Origin of the sequence: Paenibacillus enshidis (assembly GCF_042136365.1) — a bacterium.
Classification (GTDB): domain Bacteria; phylum Bacillota; class Bacilli; order Paenibacillales; family Paenibacillaceae; genus Paenibacillus; species Paenibacillus enshidis.
In genome coordinates, this window is sequence record NZ_JBHHMI010000012.1 from 46,223 (window position 1) to 63,760 (window position 17,538).

13 protein-coding genes are annotated in these 17,538 nt (G+C 52.3%); 9 read left to right on the top strand and 4 right to left on the bottom strand.

Annotated features, from left to right (window positions below):
* The 5 genes from mltG to ACE41H_RS14920 all read left to right on the top strand — a co-directional run bounded on the left by mltG (position 1) and on the right by ACE41H_RS14920 (position 7,734).
* Positions 1-1,047, top strand: coding sequence for an endolytic transglycosylase MltG (mltG, locus tag ACE41H_RS14900; protein ID WP_375356144.1), 1,047 nt, complete (start codon positions 1-3; stop codon positions 1,045-1,047).
* An 11-nt stretch (positions 1,048-1,058) separates the two neighbouring features.
* Positions 1,059-1,988: a peptidase U32 family protein gene (locus tag ACE41H_RS14905; RefSeq protein WP_375356145.1), complete on the top strand. Its 930-nt coding sequence runs from the start codon at positions 1,059-1,061 to the stop codon at positions 1,986-1,988.
* Positions 1,989-2,011: 23 nt separating this feature from the next.
* Positions 2,012-3,340 (top strand): peptidase U32 family protein, encoded by a 1,329-nt coding sequence (locus ACE41H_RS14910; RefSeq protein WP_375356147.1) that lies wholly within the window; start codon positions 2,012-2,014, stop codon positions 3,338-3,340.
* Positions 3,341-3,511: 171 nt separating this feature from the next.
* On the top strand, positions 3,512-5,785 hold the full coding sequence (locus ACE41H_RS14915; protein ID WP_375356148.1) for a methyl-accepting chemotaxis protein: 2,274 nt from the start codon (positions 3,512-3,514) through the stop codon (positions 5,783-5,785).
* Positions 5,786-5,955: 170 nt separating this feature from the next.
* Complete coding sequence (locus ACE41H_RS14920) at positions 5,956-7,734, top strand: peptidoglycan D,D-transpeptidase FtsI family protein (RefSeq protein WP_375356149.1); 1,779 nt, start codon at positions 5,956-5,958, stop codon at positions 7,732-7,734.
* Here ACE41H_RS14920 and ytvI read toward each other — a convergent pair.
* Positions 7,683-8,843: a sporulation integral membrane protein YtvI gene (ytvI, locus tag ACE41H_RS14925; protein ID WP_375356151.1), complete on the bottom strand. Its 1,161-nt coding sequence runs from the start codon at positions 8,841-8,843 to the stop codon at positions 7,683-7,685. The two genes, ACE41H_RS14920 and ytvI, sit on opposite strands and share 52 nt — an antisense overlap.
* 206 nt (positions 8,844-9,049) lie before the next feature.
* Here ytvI and ACE41H_RS14930 point away from each other — a divergent pair, with 206 nt between their 5' ends.
* Positions 9,050-10,462, top strand: coding sequence for a polysaccharide deacetylase family protein (locus ACE41H_RS14930; RefSeq protein ID WP_375356225.1), 1,413 nt, complete (start codon positions 9,050-9,052; stop codon positions 10,460-10,462).
* A 72-nt stretch (positions 10,463-10,534) separates the two neighbouring features.
* Here the strand turns inward: ACE41H_RS14930 and ilvD are convergent, their stop codons facing one another.
* On the bottom strand, positions 10,535-12,226 hold the full coding sequence (ilvD, locus tag ACE41H_RS14935) for a dihydroxy-acid dehydratase (RefSeq protein WP_375356153.1): 1,692 nt from the start codon (positions 12,224-12,226) through the stop codon (positions 10,535-10,537).
* A 315-nt stretch (positions 12,227-12,541) separates the two neighbouring features.
* Positions 12,542-13,615 carry an acyltransferase family protein gene (locus tag ACE41H_RS14940; protein WP_375356154.1) on the bottom strand — a complete coding sequence of 358 codons (1,074 nt, stop codon included), beginning with the start codon at positions 13,613-13,615 and terminating at the stop codon, positions 12,542-12,544.
* 238 nt (positions 13,616-13,853) lie between these two features.
* Here ACE41H_RS14940 and ACE41H_RS14945 point away from each other — a divergent pair, with 238 nt between their 5' ends.
* The 3 genes from ACE41H_RS14945 to mgrA all read left to right on the top strand — a co-directional run bounded on the left by ACE41H_RS14945 (position 13,854) and on the right by mgrA (position 16,532).
* Positions 13,854-14,621 (top strand): HAD family hydrolase, encoded by a 768-nt coding sequence (locus ACE41H_RS14945; protein ID WP_375356155.1) that lies wholly within the window; start codon positions 13,854-13,856, stop codon positions 14,619-14,621.
* Positions 14,622-14,652: 31 nt separating this feature from the next.
* A complete protein-coding gene (locus ACE41H_RS14950) occupies positions 14,653-15,405 on the top strand; it encodes an NAD-dependent protein deacylase (RefSeq protein WP_375356156.1) in 753 nt (250 codons plus the stop codon).
* A 110-nt stretch (positions 15,406-15,515) separates the two neighbouring features.
* Complete coding sequence (gene mgrA, locus ACE41H_RS14955; RefSeq protein WP_375356157.1) at positions 15,516-16,532, top strand: L-glyceraldehyde 3-phosphate reductase; 1,017 nt, start codon at positions 15,516-15,518, stop codon at positions 16,530-16,532.
* A gap of 80 nt (positions 16,533-16,612) precedes the next feature.
* Here mgrA and ACE41H_RS14960 read toward each other — a convergent pair whose 3' ends face one another.
* A complete protein-coding gene (locus ACE41H_RS14960) occupies positions 16,613-17,467 on the bottom strand; it encodes an AraC family transcriptional regulator (RefSeq protein WP_375356159.1) in 855 nt (284 codons plus the stop codon).
* Positions 17,468-17,538 lie beyond the last annotated feature (71 nt).

Consider the following 17,538-nt stretch of genomic DNA (forward strand, 5'->3'; position numbering starts at 1 on the left):
TTGAAGCGCAAAGCTAGGACCGGGGTGCTGCTGCTCGTCTTATTACTTGTCGTGGCAGGAGTGGCGCTCTATCTTTGGCAAATGATGCAGCCTGTCCAACAGCAAGCGGGAACCGTTGCGTTTACCGTGGAGCAGGGAATGAGAACATCCCAGATTGCAGATTTGCTTGAGCAGAAAGAACTTATTCGAAATTCTACTGTTTTTAAAACTTACTTAAAGCTAACGGAGCAAGGCAGCAACTTTCAGGCCGGCAATTATGAAGCACAGCCGGGCATCACCTATGAGCAATTGATTGCCAAGCTGTCCAGTGGAGATGTTGTGCCTGAGGAGATGATCCAGTTTACCATTCCCGAAGGATTTACGGTGCTGCAAATCGCCGATAGACTGCAGCAGGAAGGCATTGCTGACAAGGAAGAGTTTCTGAAGCTTGCGAATGACCCGGCACAATTTGACATGCCCCTGCTGGCGCATATTCCGGAGGACAAGCAGCTGAGGTATAAGCTGGAAGGCTATCTGTTTCCGGAAACCTACGAACTGCCCAAGGGCAGCTCGGTGAAAGAAATTATGGCGGCCATGCTGGAGCAGACTCAGAAAGAGCTGGACAGTATTCCGAATCTGGAGCAAGAGCTTGAGGAGCGCCACGAAACGCTTCATGAACTGCTTTCTGTCGCTTCTCTGGTGGAGCGTGAGGTGGTTGTGGATCAGGAGCGCCCAATTGTCGCCGGGATTATCTATAACCGGCTGGAGAAAGGGCAAAAGCTTGAAATTGACGCAACTGTTCAATATATGCTGAATAAGCAGAAGGAACGGCTGCTGTTTAAAGATCTGGAAGTAGATTCGCCTTATAATACGTATACGAATGAGGGTCTGCCGGCAGGCCCGATTGCCAGCCCGAGCTTAAGCTCCATTCAAGCGGCGCTTGAGCCGGCCAAGACGGATTATTTTTTCTATGTTACCAAAAAAGATGGCTCACAGGAGCACTTATTCGCCAAGACATATCAGGAACATTTAAACAATATCCAACAAAGTCAAAGTGTGACACAATAGGAGGTAACCCAGTGGCTGATAAACCCGAACTGCTCGTAACGGCAGCTTCACCGGGGGAAGCTGTACAGATGCTGGATGCAGGCGCGGATGCGCTGCTGATCGGAGAAGACCGGTTCGGCATGCGTCTGGCGGGCAGCTTTACACCCGACGAAATCAAAGATACGGTAGAGATTGCGCATGCGCGCGGCGCCAAAGTATATGTTTCCATGAATAACCTGATGACCAATGATCTGCTCCGCGAAATTCCGGATTATGTGCAGATGCTCGGTTCCATAGGGGTGGATGCGGTCGAGTTCAATGATCCGTCCGTGCTTGCAGCCGTGAAGGAGTATGCTCCCCATATCGCGCTGTTCTGGAATGCGGAAATGACCTCAACCAACTATTCCACCGCCAATTATTGGGGAGAAAAGGGAGCATCCCGTGTTGTGCTGGCACGGGAGCTCAATATGGATGAGATAACGGGAATGATCCCCGATCTGAAGATTGAAGCCCAGGTACAGGTGCACGGGATGACGAATATTTACCACTCCAAGCGGCGTCTGGTGGCCAGCTACATGCAGCATCAGGGCAGACCGGTGGAGGGTGATCTCGGGAAGGACCGTCATTTATTCCTGATCGAGGCTGAGCGCAGGGAAGAGAAGTTTCCGATCTATGAAGATATCAACGGAACTCATATTATGAGCTCAGATGATATATGCATTATCGAAGACCTCCATTTACTGATGGCAGCAGGAGTGCACAGCTTCAAAATCGAGGGCCTTCTCAAGCCGACAGCCTATAACGAGGCGGTGGTTAAAGCTTACCGTACGGCTATCGACAGCTTCTTTAATAATTCGGAAGACTATGCCTATGATGAAGCATGGCTGGATGAAGTGCGCAGACTGCAGGACCCGGAAAGGGAGCTTTCCTTCGGGTTTTTCTATAAAGAACAGGTTTATTAAAAAATATAGGGGTGAACGAAACGGTGGGGACTTTAACCAAGCGTAAATATACGGGCACACGTTACCGTCTGGATAAACCGGAACTGCTCGCTCCGGCCGGCAATCTGGAAAAACTGAAATTTGCCATTCATTATGGCGCTGATGCCGTTTACATTGGCGGCCAGCATTATGGCCTGCGCTCCAACGCCGACAATTTCAGTTTTGAGGAGATGAAGGAAGGCGTCGAGTTTGCCAAAAAGTATGGCGCCAAGGTGTTCGTGGCTACGAATATTTATGCCCACAATGAAGATGTTGAAGGCATTGAAGCGTATTTGCGCAAGCTGCATGAGGCGGGGATTTCTGCTATCATTGCGGCCGATCCGGCCATTATCCAAGTGGCTCGCAAAGCCGTGCCTGAGCTGGAGGTGCATCTGAGCACACAGCAATCGACGCTGAACTGGCAAGCTGTGAAGTTTTGGAAAGAGGAAGGTCTGCCGCGTGTCGTACTGGGCCGGGAGACGAGCATGGATGAAATCGCGGAAATTAAGGAGCATGTGGATATCGAGATTGAAGCGTTCATTCACGGTGCGATGTGCTCTTCCTTCTCCGGCCGCTGCGTGCTGTCCAATCACTTTACAGACCGGGACTCCAATCGTGGGGGCTGCTGCCAGTCCTGCCGCTGGAAGTATGATTTATTTGAAGACGCTCGTTCATCCGCGGTTTGGGTATCTGAGGAAGAAGCCAGAGATAACCGGGTACTGGAACAGTTTCGTCTTGGAGTGAACCAGCTCCCGCTTTATGATGAGCAGGATAACCCGTTCAGTATGGGCTCCAAGGACCTGTGCATGATCGAGCATATTCCTGATCTGATTGATGCCGGTGTGGACAGCTTCAAAGTGGAAGGACGGATGAAATCCATCCATTATGTAGCGACGGTGATCAATGTATACCGCCAGGCGATTGATTCGTACATGGCTGATCCGGACAACTACGTGCTGAAGCCGGAGTGGATCGAGGAAATGAATAAAGCGGCCAACCGTCCGCTGAACACCGGCTTTTTCTATGATACGCCGGATCATGAGGATCATATTTACGAGCCGGAAGAAAAGGCCGTACCGTATGACTTCGCTGGACTGGTGCTTAATTACGATCCGGAGACACGCATGGCGACAATTCAGCAGCGCAACCATTTCAAACCGGGGCAGCAGGTTGAATTTTTCGGGCCTGGAGGAACGTTCTTCAAGCAAACGGTAGGCAAGCTATGGGATGAAGATGGCAACGAACTAGACGCTGCCCGTCATCCGCTGCAGCCGGTGAAGATGATTGTAGACCAGCCAGTTTCCTATTTTGATATGATGCGCAAGCGGAAATAAAAGAAGCATTTTCTGGAAATATGTGTTTGAGGTTCTCCTATATCGGTCGGGAGGCCTCTTTTTTTTATAGTTTTATAGGAAAAAAGTTTCAGTTTATTTTGGCAATTAAGGCTGACAAGACCAACTTTTGTCGTATAATATCGTTAAATACATAAAGAGAAGGTTAGGGTAATGTGGGGGATGAATAACTTCCGGCAGGTGAGAAAAATGGGCGTGAAGCCAACAAGAGAGAAAAAAACTGAAAAGAAAGAGGGACAAGTGCCAAGCCTGAAGAACAAGCTGAAATTGCCTTCATTGAAGATGAACTGGAAGGTTCGCGAGCGGGTAAAAGGCTTGGTCAATGGTGGGGAGAAAGACCCGGGAAAAAGAAAAGGAAGCAGCACGGATTACGAAAAATCACCCAAGGATTACATATCCTTGATCAAACAAGCAAATCCTGTGAAGTCTGTGGGGATGAAGCTATTCCTGATTTTCTTTATTACGATTATGATCGCAGTGGTCAGCCTGGGGACGATATCTTATGCAACCGCTCGCAATACAATCGAGCAGAATGCTGCACTGGCTTATCAGCAGACCGTAAATCAGACATCCGAAAAGCTGGACATCATTTTGGAGCGTTTTCTGGATACTTCAACCCAAATCTTCTTCGATACGGAAATTGCCGATCTGCTGCGGACGATAAGCAATCCGGATATCTCTTCTTATGATGCATTCATGGCGATCGATTCGGTGACCAAGAAGCTGACCAACGTGGCGTTTAACAATAAAGCGATCGAGTCCATTTATTTGTATCCGGAAGACCCGAATGGGGTCATCATGGGAACCGGCAATAAAAAGGATGTAAGATCAGAGCCATGGTTCGCAGAAATGCTGCAAAATACGGGGGTCCGCTGGCTGCCGACGGAAGTCAGCAGCTCCGGCATCAAGACCTACCGTCTGGTCCGTTCGATGAATGATCTGTCCGTGCTCGGCGCCAAGTATGTGCTGGTGATGGACCTCAAGCTGAGCTCTCTTGAAGAGCAGCTGGAGGGGCTGAATCTGGGAGATGGCGGAGCCATTCACCTGGTAACCAAGGATGGCATCCCGGTGGCGTCAAACCAGCAGGATATGGTGGGAAGCGGAAAGACTCTGGATTATGTGAAAGAGTTGAAAGAACCTCAGGGCAGCGATACGGTTAGTGTGGATTTGAATGGCAAGGGCCAGGAAGTGCTGTCCGTTCATACGACGCTTGGCACATCCCAATGGATTCTGAACGGAATCGTGCCCGTATCCGCACTGCTGCAAAGCACCAAAGGCATTCTGATTCTTACCTGGGTGTTTGTGATTGCGGCTGCAATCGTAGCTGTACTGCTTGGCTGGTTGATGATGCGCATGATCGGCCGTCCGCTGAAGCGGATGAAGGATCTCATGAACGAAGGCGCCAAAGGCAACCTGGGCGTCCGCACTGATTACCGGTCCAGGGACGAAATCGGTCAGCTCTCCACAAGCTTTAATGAAATGATGGAGCAAATTACGGAACTGGTGCAGCAGACCAATTCAACGGCCAAGGACGTTCTGCTGACAGCCTCCGAACTGAGCGATGCTTCCAAAAAGACAGCCATCTCAGCAAGGGAAATTGCCGTAGCGACCGAGGAAATTGCGAACGGCGCCTCCAGTCTCGCTACGGAGGCGGAGCGTGGCAATACACTGACCGACAATATTACGCGCCAGATGGAGAGTGTTATCGCTTCCAATTTGCAAATGGGAGAAGCAGCGCGGGAGGTGGGTCGCTCCAGTGAAACAGGCAGCGAGCAGCTCAAGCAATTGATGGGTAAGACCAAGGTAACGGAAGAAACGACACGCTCGCTTGTCGCCAAAATGGACAAGCTGAAGGGAACCACTTCCACAGTGTTCAAGATGCTGGATGCGATGCAGAACATTACGAAGCAGACGAATATCCTGTCCTTGAATGCGACCATCGAAGCGGCACGGGCGGGCGCAGCCGGACGCGGGTTCATGGTGGTGGCGGATGAAATCCGGCAGCTGGCCGATCAATCCCGGCAGGCCATTATTATGGCTAGCGGCATCATTAATAACATCGTTACCGAAATGAATGAGACGGTGAAGGCGTTAACAGACGCGTATCCTTTGTTCAGACAGCAAATTGAAGCGGTTGAAGAGACCTCGGAAATATTCCAGTCTGTACAGCAGCAGATGGAGGACTTCATCAGCAGTCTGACTGCGGTGACCGGGTCGATTGAAGAACTTAACCAATCTCAGGAGGTATTGTCCGATGCCATGGGCAATGTCAGCGCTGTAGCAGAGCAATCCTCCGCCACCTCGGAGGAGGTCGCCTCGCTCAGCAGTGAGCAGGAAAATGTCGCCAGCCAGCTCGTAAAGCTATCCGAGAAGCTTGAAAACGTATCTGGCAGCCTGCAGCAAACGTTGTCCAACTTCAGAATATAAGCAAAGCAACGCATTCGTATGATGTGTATAAGGGAGCAGCCTGCAAGCAGATTTTCTGTTGCAGGCTGCTCCTTTCCGTGTTCAGTGACCTTTCGGGAAGGCGGGTGTTTGACAGCAACGGCACGGGGACATACTATTCCCAAGATCAGCATACAGGAGGCGGACCGAGATTGCAGCACCAGACGAACAGGAACGAACGGCATCAGCGAATCCAATATGTAACGGTTGTGCTTTCTGTGCTCATAGTTATCCTTATCATCCGTTTAGGATGGATTCAGACCTTTTTTGTGCGCAGTATTGTCCCTAACGGAAACAGAACCGTAAGGGAGCAGGCCGTTATTCAGCGGCAGGAGGGGATTGTGGTGGATACTGGCCGGGGAGACTTTACGGACAGATCCGGGCGCAGCATAACAGGCACCTGGGTCCGGGTGCCTGTGCTGTTTCCCGGAGGGCCTGTGAAGCAGGATGGCAGGCTCAGACAACTGGCCCGGATTCTGAATACCGATCCTGCCGAGCTTCTCCGCCGCTGGAAAGGTCTCGGTTCGCCCCTGATCTGGAAAGACAGTAGCGGCAAGCCTCTGGAGTTGACGGACCAGGAAGCCGCCTACATTGCCCGGTTTGCTCCCGGGGCGGCAGAAGCGCTGCCATACAGGAGAAGATACGAGAGGGCGCAGAACGGCATGCAGTGGCTTGGTTTTCTATACGAGCGTCCTGAGGATTCATACCGTACATCGTCAGGAGCAGCCGGTCTGGAGAAAACACTGCAGCCGCTGCTGAAGGGAGAAGGAGAGACCTTTATATCCCATTTGGTAGATGCTGAGCGTCATACGCTTCCCGATACGGGGCTGCACATGAACAAGCCTTCCAACAGCTATTATCCGCTGCAGGTGCAAACGACGATCGATCTTGCCCTGCAGCGCAAGATCGAAAGCTTGACAGAGCACAGCTTGATGAAGGAAGGAGCAGTGGTTGTGCTAGACGCTGGCAACGCCGATGTGCTTGCGATGGTATCGCGTCCTTTTTACGACCCCCGTCATGTCAATCCGCAGGGCTCCGACTGGTCCAACCGCGCTGTGAAGGCGGTCGTACCTGGCTCCATTTTCAAAATTGTTACGGCTGCAGCCGCCTTGGAGGCCGGAGCTGCCAAGGAGGGGGAAACCTTTCACTGCCACGGAGACTATGGTGCCTACGGCTTGGCCTGCTGGAAGGAAAAGGGCCACGGGACACTATCCCTTGAGCAAGGTTTTGCCGAGTCCTGCAACACCGTATTTGCCAAGCTGGCGGAACGATTGAGCTCCAGGCAGCTTGTACAAATGGCCGAGGCTCTTGGACTGGGGCGGCAGGTTGGCTGGGAGGGAGTGAATCTGGCCGGAATGAAGCAGTTTCGCCTGTTCGATGGCGAGGAGGCTGGCCGCGTATTCGACAGCCGGACCCAGGCGGAGGATACAGGAGCACGCGTACAGACGGCCATCGGGCAAAGGGATGTGAGAATGACTCCATTACAGGCGGCGAATCTTGTTGTCACCCTGCTGCATAACGGAGAAGTGCGTTCGCCGCGGCTGGTGCGCCGCATTCAATATGCGAACGGAGGAACCCTTCTTGAGCTGCCCGCTCATGCTCTGCCTGCGGCTACAGGAAAAATACACCCGCACACAGCGCATACCCTGCTGCACTGGATGGAGAAGGTCGTACAGGAGGGGACCGGCAAAGGCTTGGCCTCCGCCAAGTGGAAGCTTGCCGGGAAATCAGGAACCGCCCAAACCGGACAGGCCGGCAGGGCGGTTAACAATCAATGGTTTATCGGATATGGTCCGGTGGAAAAGCCGCGCTATGCGGTGGCTGTCCTTGTACAGAATGCTCCGGCGAATACGCCGAACCAGGCTACAAAGCTGTTTGGTCAAGTCATGGACTTTCTTGCTTCTTCGGAAGGAGGCGTTTCCTCCTCCTGAAGCTTGGCCAGAAATGGCGGTTCTTCGAATTCTTCTTTCGGGAAACGAATCCATTTCTGCAGATAGCCCTGCTGCCACAGCTCCTTGATCAGTATGAGCAGAATCGGGGAGAGGATCAGACCGGCCACCCCAAAAATCGAAAGCGAGATAAACATGAACGACAGCATCAGATAGGCCGAGGTAACGCCTATGGAATTGCCTGCAATCTTCGGCTCGGCCAGCTGGCGAACGAGCATGGCAACCGCCAAAAGCACCAACAGTCCGATGGCAAGACCGGTATTGCCGATGATGAACAGATAGACGGCCCACGGGATCAGGATGACCGGCACGCCCAGCAACGGGAGAATATCAAAAACGGCTGCTATGAGTGCAATTGCAAAGGCATTGCCTGTGCCGAGAATCAGCAGTCCGAGAAAAATAATAACAAACGTGATCGATACAAGAATAGCCTGGGCTTTTATATACGATCCGATCGCTTTCAAAACATGGTTTCTGAAAAAGCTAAATGCGGTTTTCAGCGTATGTGGTGTCTTTTTACGCACAATGACCTTCCACAGATCAATCTCCATGCTGAGAAAAAAAGCCAGGATGATGGCAATCCCAAAGTTGGTCATGAAGGTAGAGAACGTGCCGAGAAAGGCAACGACGTGCTGCAGGGCACTGGTGCCCCAGTTTGTGGCCAGCTTCGTGGCTGTTGTAAAATAATCGTTGATGTTTTGCGTGATCGACGGCGGCAAACTGGCGGCTTTACCCTGTAAAAAAGCGGTCAGATTCACAAACGCCTGCTGCACAATGGAGGTATATTGCGGAAGATCGTCGGCAAGCCGCATGAGCTGTGTCACCACGATCAGTCCCAGCCCGAAAAATAAAGCAAGCAGGATGACAATAAACAGCAGCACGGAAATAGCGGAAGCAAACGGCTTGCGCATCCCCTTTTTGTGAAGGTAACGGGCCAGCGGTTCAATGCACAAGAATACGACGAAAGAAAGAAACACCGGCGCTGCGATATGGTATAAGCGGCTGGATACGAATAAAATCAGATAGACGGTCAGCGCAATCAGTGCTATATCAAAAGCGGTGCGCCAATACTTTTTATAAAGAGGCAGCATAAAATACAACGACTCCTTTTTTCGGGTAAGATCAATTTTGTTATATTGTACACTATTTATATAAAGTCAGCCTTATTTTCTAACCTTTTATGTTAAAATAAAGTTAGTGAGTCTTCCTCAGGTCGCCCCTTACACAGGAGCGTGGATTGAAAAAAATAGGCAAACGGCACGCTATGTCAAAATAGAGAAGTGGGGAATAAGACGTGCTGCAGAATGTACTGCTATGGCTTTTTTACATTACATCATTTTACGCTTTTATCCCCGGGATTATAAGCCGCTTGTTCGGCTTCCGGGTATTCCGGCGGGGAAAGAAGGAGGAGCAAGCCTTCGCCCTTACTTTTGACGACGGGCCTGACCCCGTCTATACCCCTCAGTTGCTGGATTTGCTGCAGCGTTTCAATGCCAAAGCGACGTTTTTTGTCGTGGGCGCAAATGCAGAGCAGCACCCGGCTATATTGCGGAGAATCCATGAAGAGGGTCATTTGATCGGTATTCACAATTATGTGCATAAATCCAACTGGTTCATGCGTCCGGCAACCGTGCGCAAGCAGATTTTATGCACAGAGCAAATCATCCATGAAGTCACCGGCGAACGTACGGCCTATTACCGGCCCCCTTGGGGCATTGTGAATCTGTTCGACTTCGCCAAATCGAATGGACGCCGCATCGTTCTCTGGTCTTCCATGTTCGGGGATTGGCGCATCAAGACGGGGGCGGACCGGTTGACCCGAAGAATGTTGCAAAAGCTGCGTGGAGGGGAAGTTATGCTGCTGCACGATTGTGGCAGAACGCTCGGCGCCAATGCTGACGCTCCCCAAAATATGCTGATTGCGCTGGAGCGTGTGCTGATTGAGGCTGGCCGCAGGGGCCTGCGCAGTGTACGGATAGACGAGTTGGCAGGAGGTGCAGTGGAAATGAGCACAAAGCATTCTGCAGGCTGGTTCAGAAAAGTCATAGTCCGTGGCTGGCTGCTGTATGAACGTGCGTTTCACGCCCTGTTCCGGCTTGAGCCTGCAAACCCGCAGGAGCCATTTCTGCATTTCAGACAGCGCAAATACAAGGGAAGTCCTGTAGATTTTGCCGATGGTTCCTCACTTGTTCAAGGTGATGAGGTGCTTGAGCTGCATTTTGATAATGAAAGGCTGTACCAGATCGGCTCTACTGCCAAGACACCAATGCATGTAGCGATCCAAATGATCCGTTCCGTAGAGAAGCAGCTTCCATATCTGGCGGCAAAAGTTGCTAATGATCCAAGGCTTGCAGGAGTCAAAGCCATTTACGGTGTCAGCATGATCAACCGTGGTGCGGAGAAGCTCGGTTTTATCATCCGGGACCTTCCAGCAGGCTTGTTCGCGGCTTCATCCACGCTGTATCTGCGGCTGCTGTTGAGCGTCATCCATCCATCCGGGCAGGAAAGGCTGAAGCATCGCTCAGATCTGCTCGTGCCGAAGCTCATCGTCATGCCGGCCTCTGTGTTAATGGGCCGTTTCTTGAAGAATGATTCTGCAAGGACCGGTATGACCCTGAAAGATCATCCGCTATCCGAGCCTGCGGAAGAGATGGGCATGGGTGCCGCTTCCGCCCAGACGGTGAACAGCACGACAAGCACGATTGCATGAAAAAGGGTGTTATATCCAGAAAAAATTCCTGCTCCCCATGAAGGATGGGGGCAGGAATTTTGTGTTTTACGGTTAGATTTTCATGATACCGCCGTTGCTGGCATTCGTAACAAGCTTGGAATATCTGGCCAGATAGCCTGTTTTTACTTTCGGCTCGAAACCTTTCCAATTGGCACGGCGGTGGTCAAATTCCTCGTCGCTGATCTCAAGCTGAATCGTGCGGTTGTTAAGATCCAACTCGATGAAGTCGCCGTCTTGCACGAAAGCGATTGGTCCGCCTTCAGCCGCCTCCGGAGAGATATGGCCGATGGAGATGCCGCGGGAAGCGCCGGAGAAGCGTCCGTCTGTGATCAGGCCAACCTTGGCGCCAAGGCCCATGCCAACGATCTGGGAGGTAGGAGCGAGCATTTCCGGCATGCCTGGTCCGCCTTTCGGCCCCTCATAGCGGATAACAACCACATGCCCTTCCTTGACTTTACCGTTGGCGATGCCAGCCAGAGCATCTTCCTGAGAATCAAAGCAGATGGCAGGGCCTCTATGGTATCCGCCAACGGATGGATCCACGGCACCGACCTTGATAATGGAGCCTTCCGGAGCGAGATTGCCGAACAGTACGGCAAGTCCGCCGCGCTCGGAATAAGGGTTGTCAAGACGGTGGATAACATTCTCATCCAGTATTGGCTGATCCTGCACGTTCTCGCGCAGCGTTTTACCGGTAACGGTAATACAGTCCGCATGAAGAGCGCCGGGCTTTTTCAACAGCTCATTCAGCACGGCGCTCACGCCGCCGGCATTGTGAACGTCCTCGATGTGATAATCGGAAGCAGGAGCCAGCTTGGACAGATGCGGTACACGGTTGGCAACTTCATTAATGCGTTCGATTGGATAGTCGACCTCCGCCTCATTAGCCAGCGCAAGAGTATGCAGCACCGTATTCGTGGAGCCACCCATGGCCATATCGAGCGCGAAGGCGTTGTCGATCGCTTCTTTAGTCACGATGTCACGCGGCTTCAGATCCATTTTGATCAGTTCCATGAGCTGCTCTGCAGAGCGCTTAACAAATTCTTTGCGTTCAGGAGCAACAGCCAGAATGGTTCCGTTGCCCGGAAGCGCGAGACCCAATGCTTCAGCAAGACAGTTCATGGAGTTGGCCGTGAACATGCCCGAGCAGGAGCCGCAGGTCGGACAGCCGTATTGTTCAAGCTCTAGCAGACTTTGATCATCAATTTTGCCAGCCTGATAAGCGCCTACGCCTTCAAATACGGAAGTCAGGGAGATGGAGCGGCCATTCTTGTCTTTACCGGCTTTCATCGGTCCGCCGCTGACGAAGATGGTTGGAATGTTGACGCGCAGGGCGCCCATCATCATGCCGGGCGTGATTTTGTCACAGTTGGGAATACAGACCATGCCATCGAACCAGTGGGCAGAGACAACCGTTTCGAGGGAGTCGGCAATAATTTCACGGCTTGGCAGGGAATAACGCATGCCGATATGTCCCATCGCAATGCCATCGTCCACACCGATGGTATTGAATTCGAAAGGCACACCACCTGCCTCGCGAATGGCTTCTTTAACGATTTTGCCGAATTCCTGCAAATGAACATGTCCGGGAACAATATCGATGTATGAGTTGCACACGGCGATGAACGGCTTGTCAAAATCTTCTTCCTTTACTCCCGCCGCCCGCAGCAGGCTGCGGTGAGGCGCACGGTCAAAGCCTTTTTTGATCATATCTGATCGCATTTTCTTCTTGTTAGCTGTCATGAAGTCTGTCCTCCCAGGTTCCTATATTGATTTAGCGCTGCAAATCAACGCTTGAAAGCAGTGAATGGTTTCTAGAAAGTCTACCATAACTGTGGCCTTTTTTCTATATATATTACAGAAGATGAAAGAGCTTTGCACAAAAAAAGGAGCCTGTCACCGCTGCTGCGGGACAAGCTTCCGGGGATAAACGGGCGCGGTCAGTTTTGACCGCCCTTGCGTCCGATTTTTTATAAAACTCTTTATCATGGGATTCGGCTGTCGCTTCTCTTAGAAGAATGACTGAGCAATTCCGGAAAGGAAGGCGTATGGCTAATTTCAGGATTTCGACTGCATGCGGTTTGGCACGCCTCGGCTTTTTGGGAAATGCTCAGCAATTCTGTTTGCGTATATGAACAACCAACCCACATTCGGCTCAATTAACGGATGCACAGCACGCTTGACGGCAGGCAGGGCGAGCAGGACGGTCAGCAGGCAGGCTACGATCATGACGCATAGGGTGCCAAAGGTTGTATGGATATAAGCATATATTCCCGATGAGGCCGCCCCGCGAATAATAAATCCGTGCAGCAGGAACACATACAAAGTCCGGCTTCCCATCCGGGACAGCCAGCCGGCAGCAAAAGGCACGAATCCAAGGAAGGCAGCCGACGCTGCGAGCTGCAGCAGGTAGATGCCGATCCGGATTAAACCCGCGTACCATTCTCCGTGTCCCAGCCCGGTGTAAGTCATGCTTCCGTACAGCCAGCCTGTTTGCAGATGGGCAGATGTCCAGACCGCTGCAGCGAGCATCAGCAGGGACCCCGCAATAGCGGCAGCTCTGAAGCGTGGGGTCAGGAGAAATGATATTTTTTCATAAGTCATATGATAACCAAGCACAAAAAAAGGCAGAAACACAAAGGTTCTGGATATGCTCAGCCACGTCCCTTCAAAGGGCAGGTATCCGGCAAGCGTCCCCAGCAAAATGGAAGTAGTCAGTTGTACGGCCAGCGACACCCGCCGCATAGCCAGCATGAGTAATCTCCAGCAGAAATGGCTGGCGAGGAACCATAGCAGCAGATAAGGGGCAAAAAAGGAATGATGTACCCCCTGAACGTGGAAGAAAGCGGTATCGAGCAGGGAGTACAGGCTCTGAAAAATAATGTATTGAACCATAATCTGCAGCAGCGCTTTAGCGCCCGCTTCACCCTTCAGGTTCTTACGCGCAAAATAACCGGTTACCCACACAAACAGCGGCATATGAAACATAAAGATCCAGGTATACCAACGGTTTGCCAGGCTGCTGGCATCTATTAAAGGTTCAAGCGCATTGGCAGCAAACACACACACGATCAATAAAAATCTTAAATTCAGAAAAAAAGAATCTCTGCTTTGGTCCGACCTTCCGCTCATATCTACCCCTCCATACGGTCGGCACAACCGCCGTATTTTCTGAAAATCTTATATTCAAAACATACGATATTTCGGCAGTATTTATTGTGATAAAATTCACAATAGCAAACGCTCACATTTTCCTGATTTGTGTCGGTTGTTATGAAGGATGCGGGCAAGTGTTCCATAAGTTATAATTGGAAAGAATCGTCCAGAGTGGGAATCGTGAACAGGGATACCGCCGCAAGGGAGGAAGAGCATGCCAGAGTTGCAGATGGGGACACGTCTTGAGCCCTGCCGGGCGATCCTGTTTGATAAAGACGGGACACTGTTGCATTTCCTGCAGATGTGGGGACCATGGGCGGGCTCTGTCCTGAATATGATGGAACAGCAGCTGGCTGTCATCGGGGCCGAAATTATCGGTGGCAAGGAGCGGCTTCTGGGAACCGTGCTTGACCGTCAGGGGTGTGTTACCGGCTACGACCTGCGCGGACCGCTTGCTATGGGCACGGTTGAAGAAACGACCGGTCTGCTGGCATGGCAGCTTTACGCAGCCGGGGTGCCATGGGATGAGGCGGTGATGCAGGTCAGGCATTTCAGCAAAACAGCCATGGCCGATCTTCGCGACCGCCGTCCCGCTCAGGCTTTTCCGGGACTGTCCGCATTTCTTGAACAATGCCGGGCAGCCGGACTGAAACTGGGGGTCGTCACTTCGGACGCCGGGAAGGAAGCGGAGGAACATCTGCGCTGGCTCGGTTTCCGACGACATTTTGGTGCGGTGGTCGGTTATGATGATGTCAGGGAAGGGAAACCTTCACCGGATATGGTGCTGAGAGCCTGTGAAGAACTGGATGTAGCCCCGGCCGATACGGTGATCATCGGGGACAGCAACGGGGATATGAAGATGGGAAAGCATGCCGGTGTGAGGCTGAAGCTGGGCTTTGCCCCCGACCCGAAGCTGACGGAGCATCTGGCGGATGCGGATATCATTTTTCACAGCTACGAGGATTTGCAGGTCAGGTTTTGAACGAGTTCAACGTCATGGAGGCGGATAAAGGATGAAGCCGGAGGAAAGGCTGGCACAATGGATCGGCGAAAGCCGCAATATTGTATTTTTCGGAGGAGCGGGAACATCGACGGAAAGCGGTATCCCTGATTTCAGGTCTGCCGCAGGGCTTTACCGGCAGGAAGAGCAGCTGCCCTATCCGCCGGAAGTGATGCTGAGCAGAACATTTTTTATGGAGCATCCGGACGTTTTTTTCGATTTTTACCGCAGTAAAATGCTGCACCCTGACGCTGAGCCGAACGGCTGTCACCGACTGTTGGCCGGCCTTGAAAAGGAGGGCAGGCTGCAGGCGGTCATCACACAGAACATTGACGGGCTCCACCAGAAGGCGGGCAGCAGCCGGGTGCTGGAGCTTCATGGCTCCGTGCACCGGAATTACTGCATGAAATGCGCACGCTTTTACAGTCTGGAGGAAGTTATGACGGCAGAGGATGCGGTTCCACGCTGTCAGCATGACGGTGCGATCATCAAGCCGGATGTCGTTTTATATGAGGAGGAGCTGAACCAGGAGACGCTTTACGATTCCGTCGAAGCCATTTCCCGGGCGGATCTGCTGATCATCGGGGGAACCTCGTTGACGGTTCAGCCGGCAGCGTCGCTGGTTACTTATTTTAGAGGGGCGAGAACCGTGCTTATGAATGCCGATCCGACTCCTTACGATGCAAAGGCGAATCTGCTGATTACCGATCCGATCGGACAGGTGATGGAGCGGGTCGCGGTAATATTGTCCGCAGGCCAAGCTTGATGCAGGAAGACTGTAATCGGTTTCTTGTCAAAGGCCGGCTAAAAGAGCTATGATGAATTCTGGAAGCATTTATCAGTTACTATTTCAGAGTCAGAGAGGCAGGGATGGGTATGGTTTACTTGGCTAGCGATGACCGCTATGAAGGCATGAAATACAACCGTACCGGAAAATCCGGGCTGAAGCTGCCGGTCATTTCATTGGGATTATGGCATAATTTCGGCAGGATCAACAATGCCGAGAACGGACGCAACATGATTACCCGGGCGTTTGACTTAGGCATTACCCACTTTGACCTGGCGAATAACTACGGACCTCCGCCCGGCTCGGCGGAGCAATTCTTCGGACAGGTGATTGCCGGCGATCTGAAGCCTTACCGTGACGAGCTGGTTATCTCCACAAAGGCCGGTTATTATATGTGGCCTGGCCCTTACGGCGAGTGGGGATCACGCAAATATTTGATCTCCAGCCTGGATCAGAGCCTGAAACGAATGGGACTGGACTATGTGGACATCTTCTATTCCCACCGTTTTGACCCCGAGACTCCGCTGGAGGAGACGATGATGGCGCTGGACCATATCGTCCGGTCAGGCAAGGCGCTGTATGTGGGTGTGTCGAATTACAATGCCGAACAGACCGCAGAAGCGAGCCGCATTCTGAAGGAATTGGGCACGCCCCTGCTGATCCATCAGCCGAAGTATTCGCTGCTGGACCGCTGGGTTGAAAACGGGCTGCAGGATGTGCTGGATGAAAACGGCATTGGAAGCATCGCCTTTTGCCCTCTTGCCCAGGGAATGCTGACGAACAAATATTTGAATGGGATACCAGAGGATTCGCGGGCGGCAGGCACGTCGGTCTTTTTGAATAAAGAGCAAATTACCCCGGAAGCGATCCGTAAAGTGCGGGCCCTGAATCAGATGGCCGTTGCGCGCGGGCAGAGCCTTGCGCAGTTTGCCCTGGCCTGGGTGCTGCGCGGCGGGCGTGTGACCTCGGCTCTGATCGGCGCAAGCCGGGTGTCGCAGATTGAAGAGAACGTTGCGGCTCTTTCGAACCTGGAATTTACGCATGACGAACTGGAAAGAATTGATTCCATCCTTCAGCCCGCCGGGGGCCAGGAAGGCCATAAATAAACGGTATAATAGGACGGCGCGTCGGAAGCCGTTCGCAAAGCAGCCCGCCAATAAGAGCGGGCTGCTGCCTTATCCGGGCTTTATTTGCCGACCGTTATCCGGTATTCTGTCGGGGACTGCCCGTAGAAGCGCCGGAATTGGCGGGAAAAATAAAGTGCGTCCGGCAGCCCCACCGAGGCGGCGACCTGCTCAATGGACAGCTCCGGCCGTTCGCGCAGCAGCAGCCGCGACTTATCGATCCGCAGTTTGAGCAGATAGGTCACCGGTGACAGGCCGGTTTCCTTTTTAAAAATACGGGACAAGTAGGCCCGGTTATAACCGAGGCTGACGGCCATCTGTTCGATGGACACCGGGTGGGCATACTGTGTAGACATGTACTGAATCATTTGTTTGACCGTGATTCTGACTTGCGAGTCAGGCCCTGGCAGTTTGGCAGCTTCCGTCAGATGCTCTCCCGCCTCGGCGAGGATCAGGTACAGATAGCCGACGGAAGCAGGATGGGAGCTTGCTTTTCTGCCGTAAAAGGTCTGTTGCATGGCGTGAATCCTTTGCGGAATCCGGCTGTCTCCGAAAGCTTTGAATACCGGTGCATCCGTTCCGAAACCGGCTTCCTCGATAAGGCGGCCAGCTTCGCTGCCGGTAAAGGCGGACCATCTGTACCGCCAGGGGTCATCGGTATCGGATACATAGCTGACCAGTTGGCCCGGATGGATCAGAAAGCAGTCTCCTGCGCTCAGGTGATATGTCCGCTGCTCCGTCCGGAACCAGCCGTGACCGGATTCCACGAAATGGAGCAGATAATAATCATACAGCTTGGGACCAAGCGCATGCCCCGGTTTCGTCTGGCTTTCTCCGGCGAACAGCACATGAAGCGGGCTGTGCTCGTAATACACCGGATTGGAAGCTACGGAATAAGTGTGTGCCGAATGATCCATAATGCCTTCTCCTTTCCAAAGCAGAGTCTGGGACTCCGGTCGCGTTTATCTTCATTTTACTGTCCAAGGTC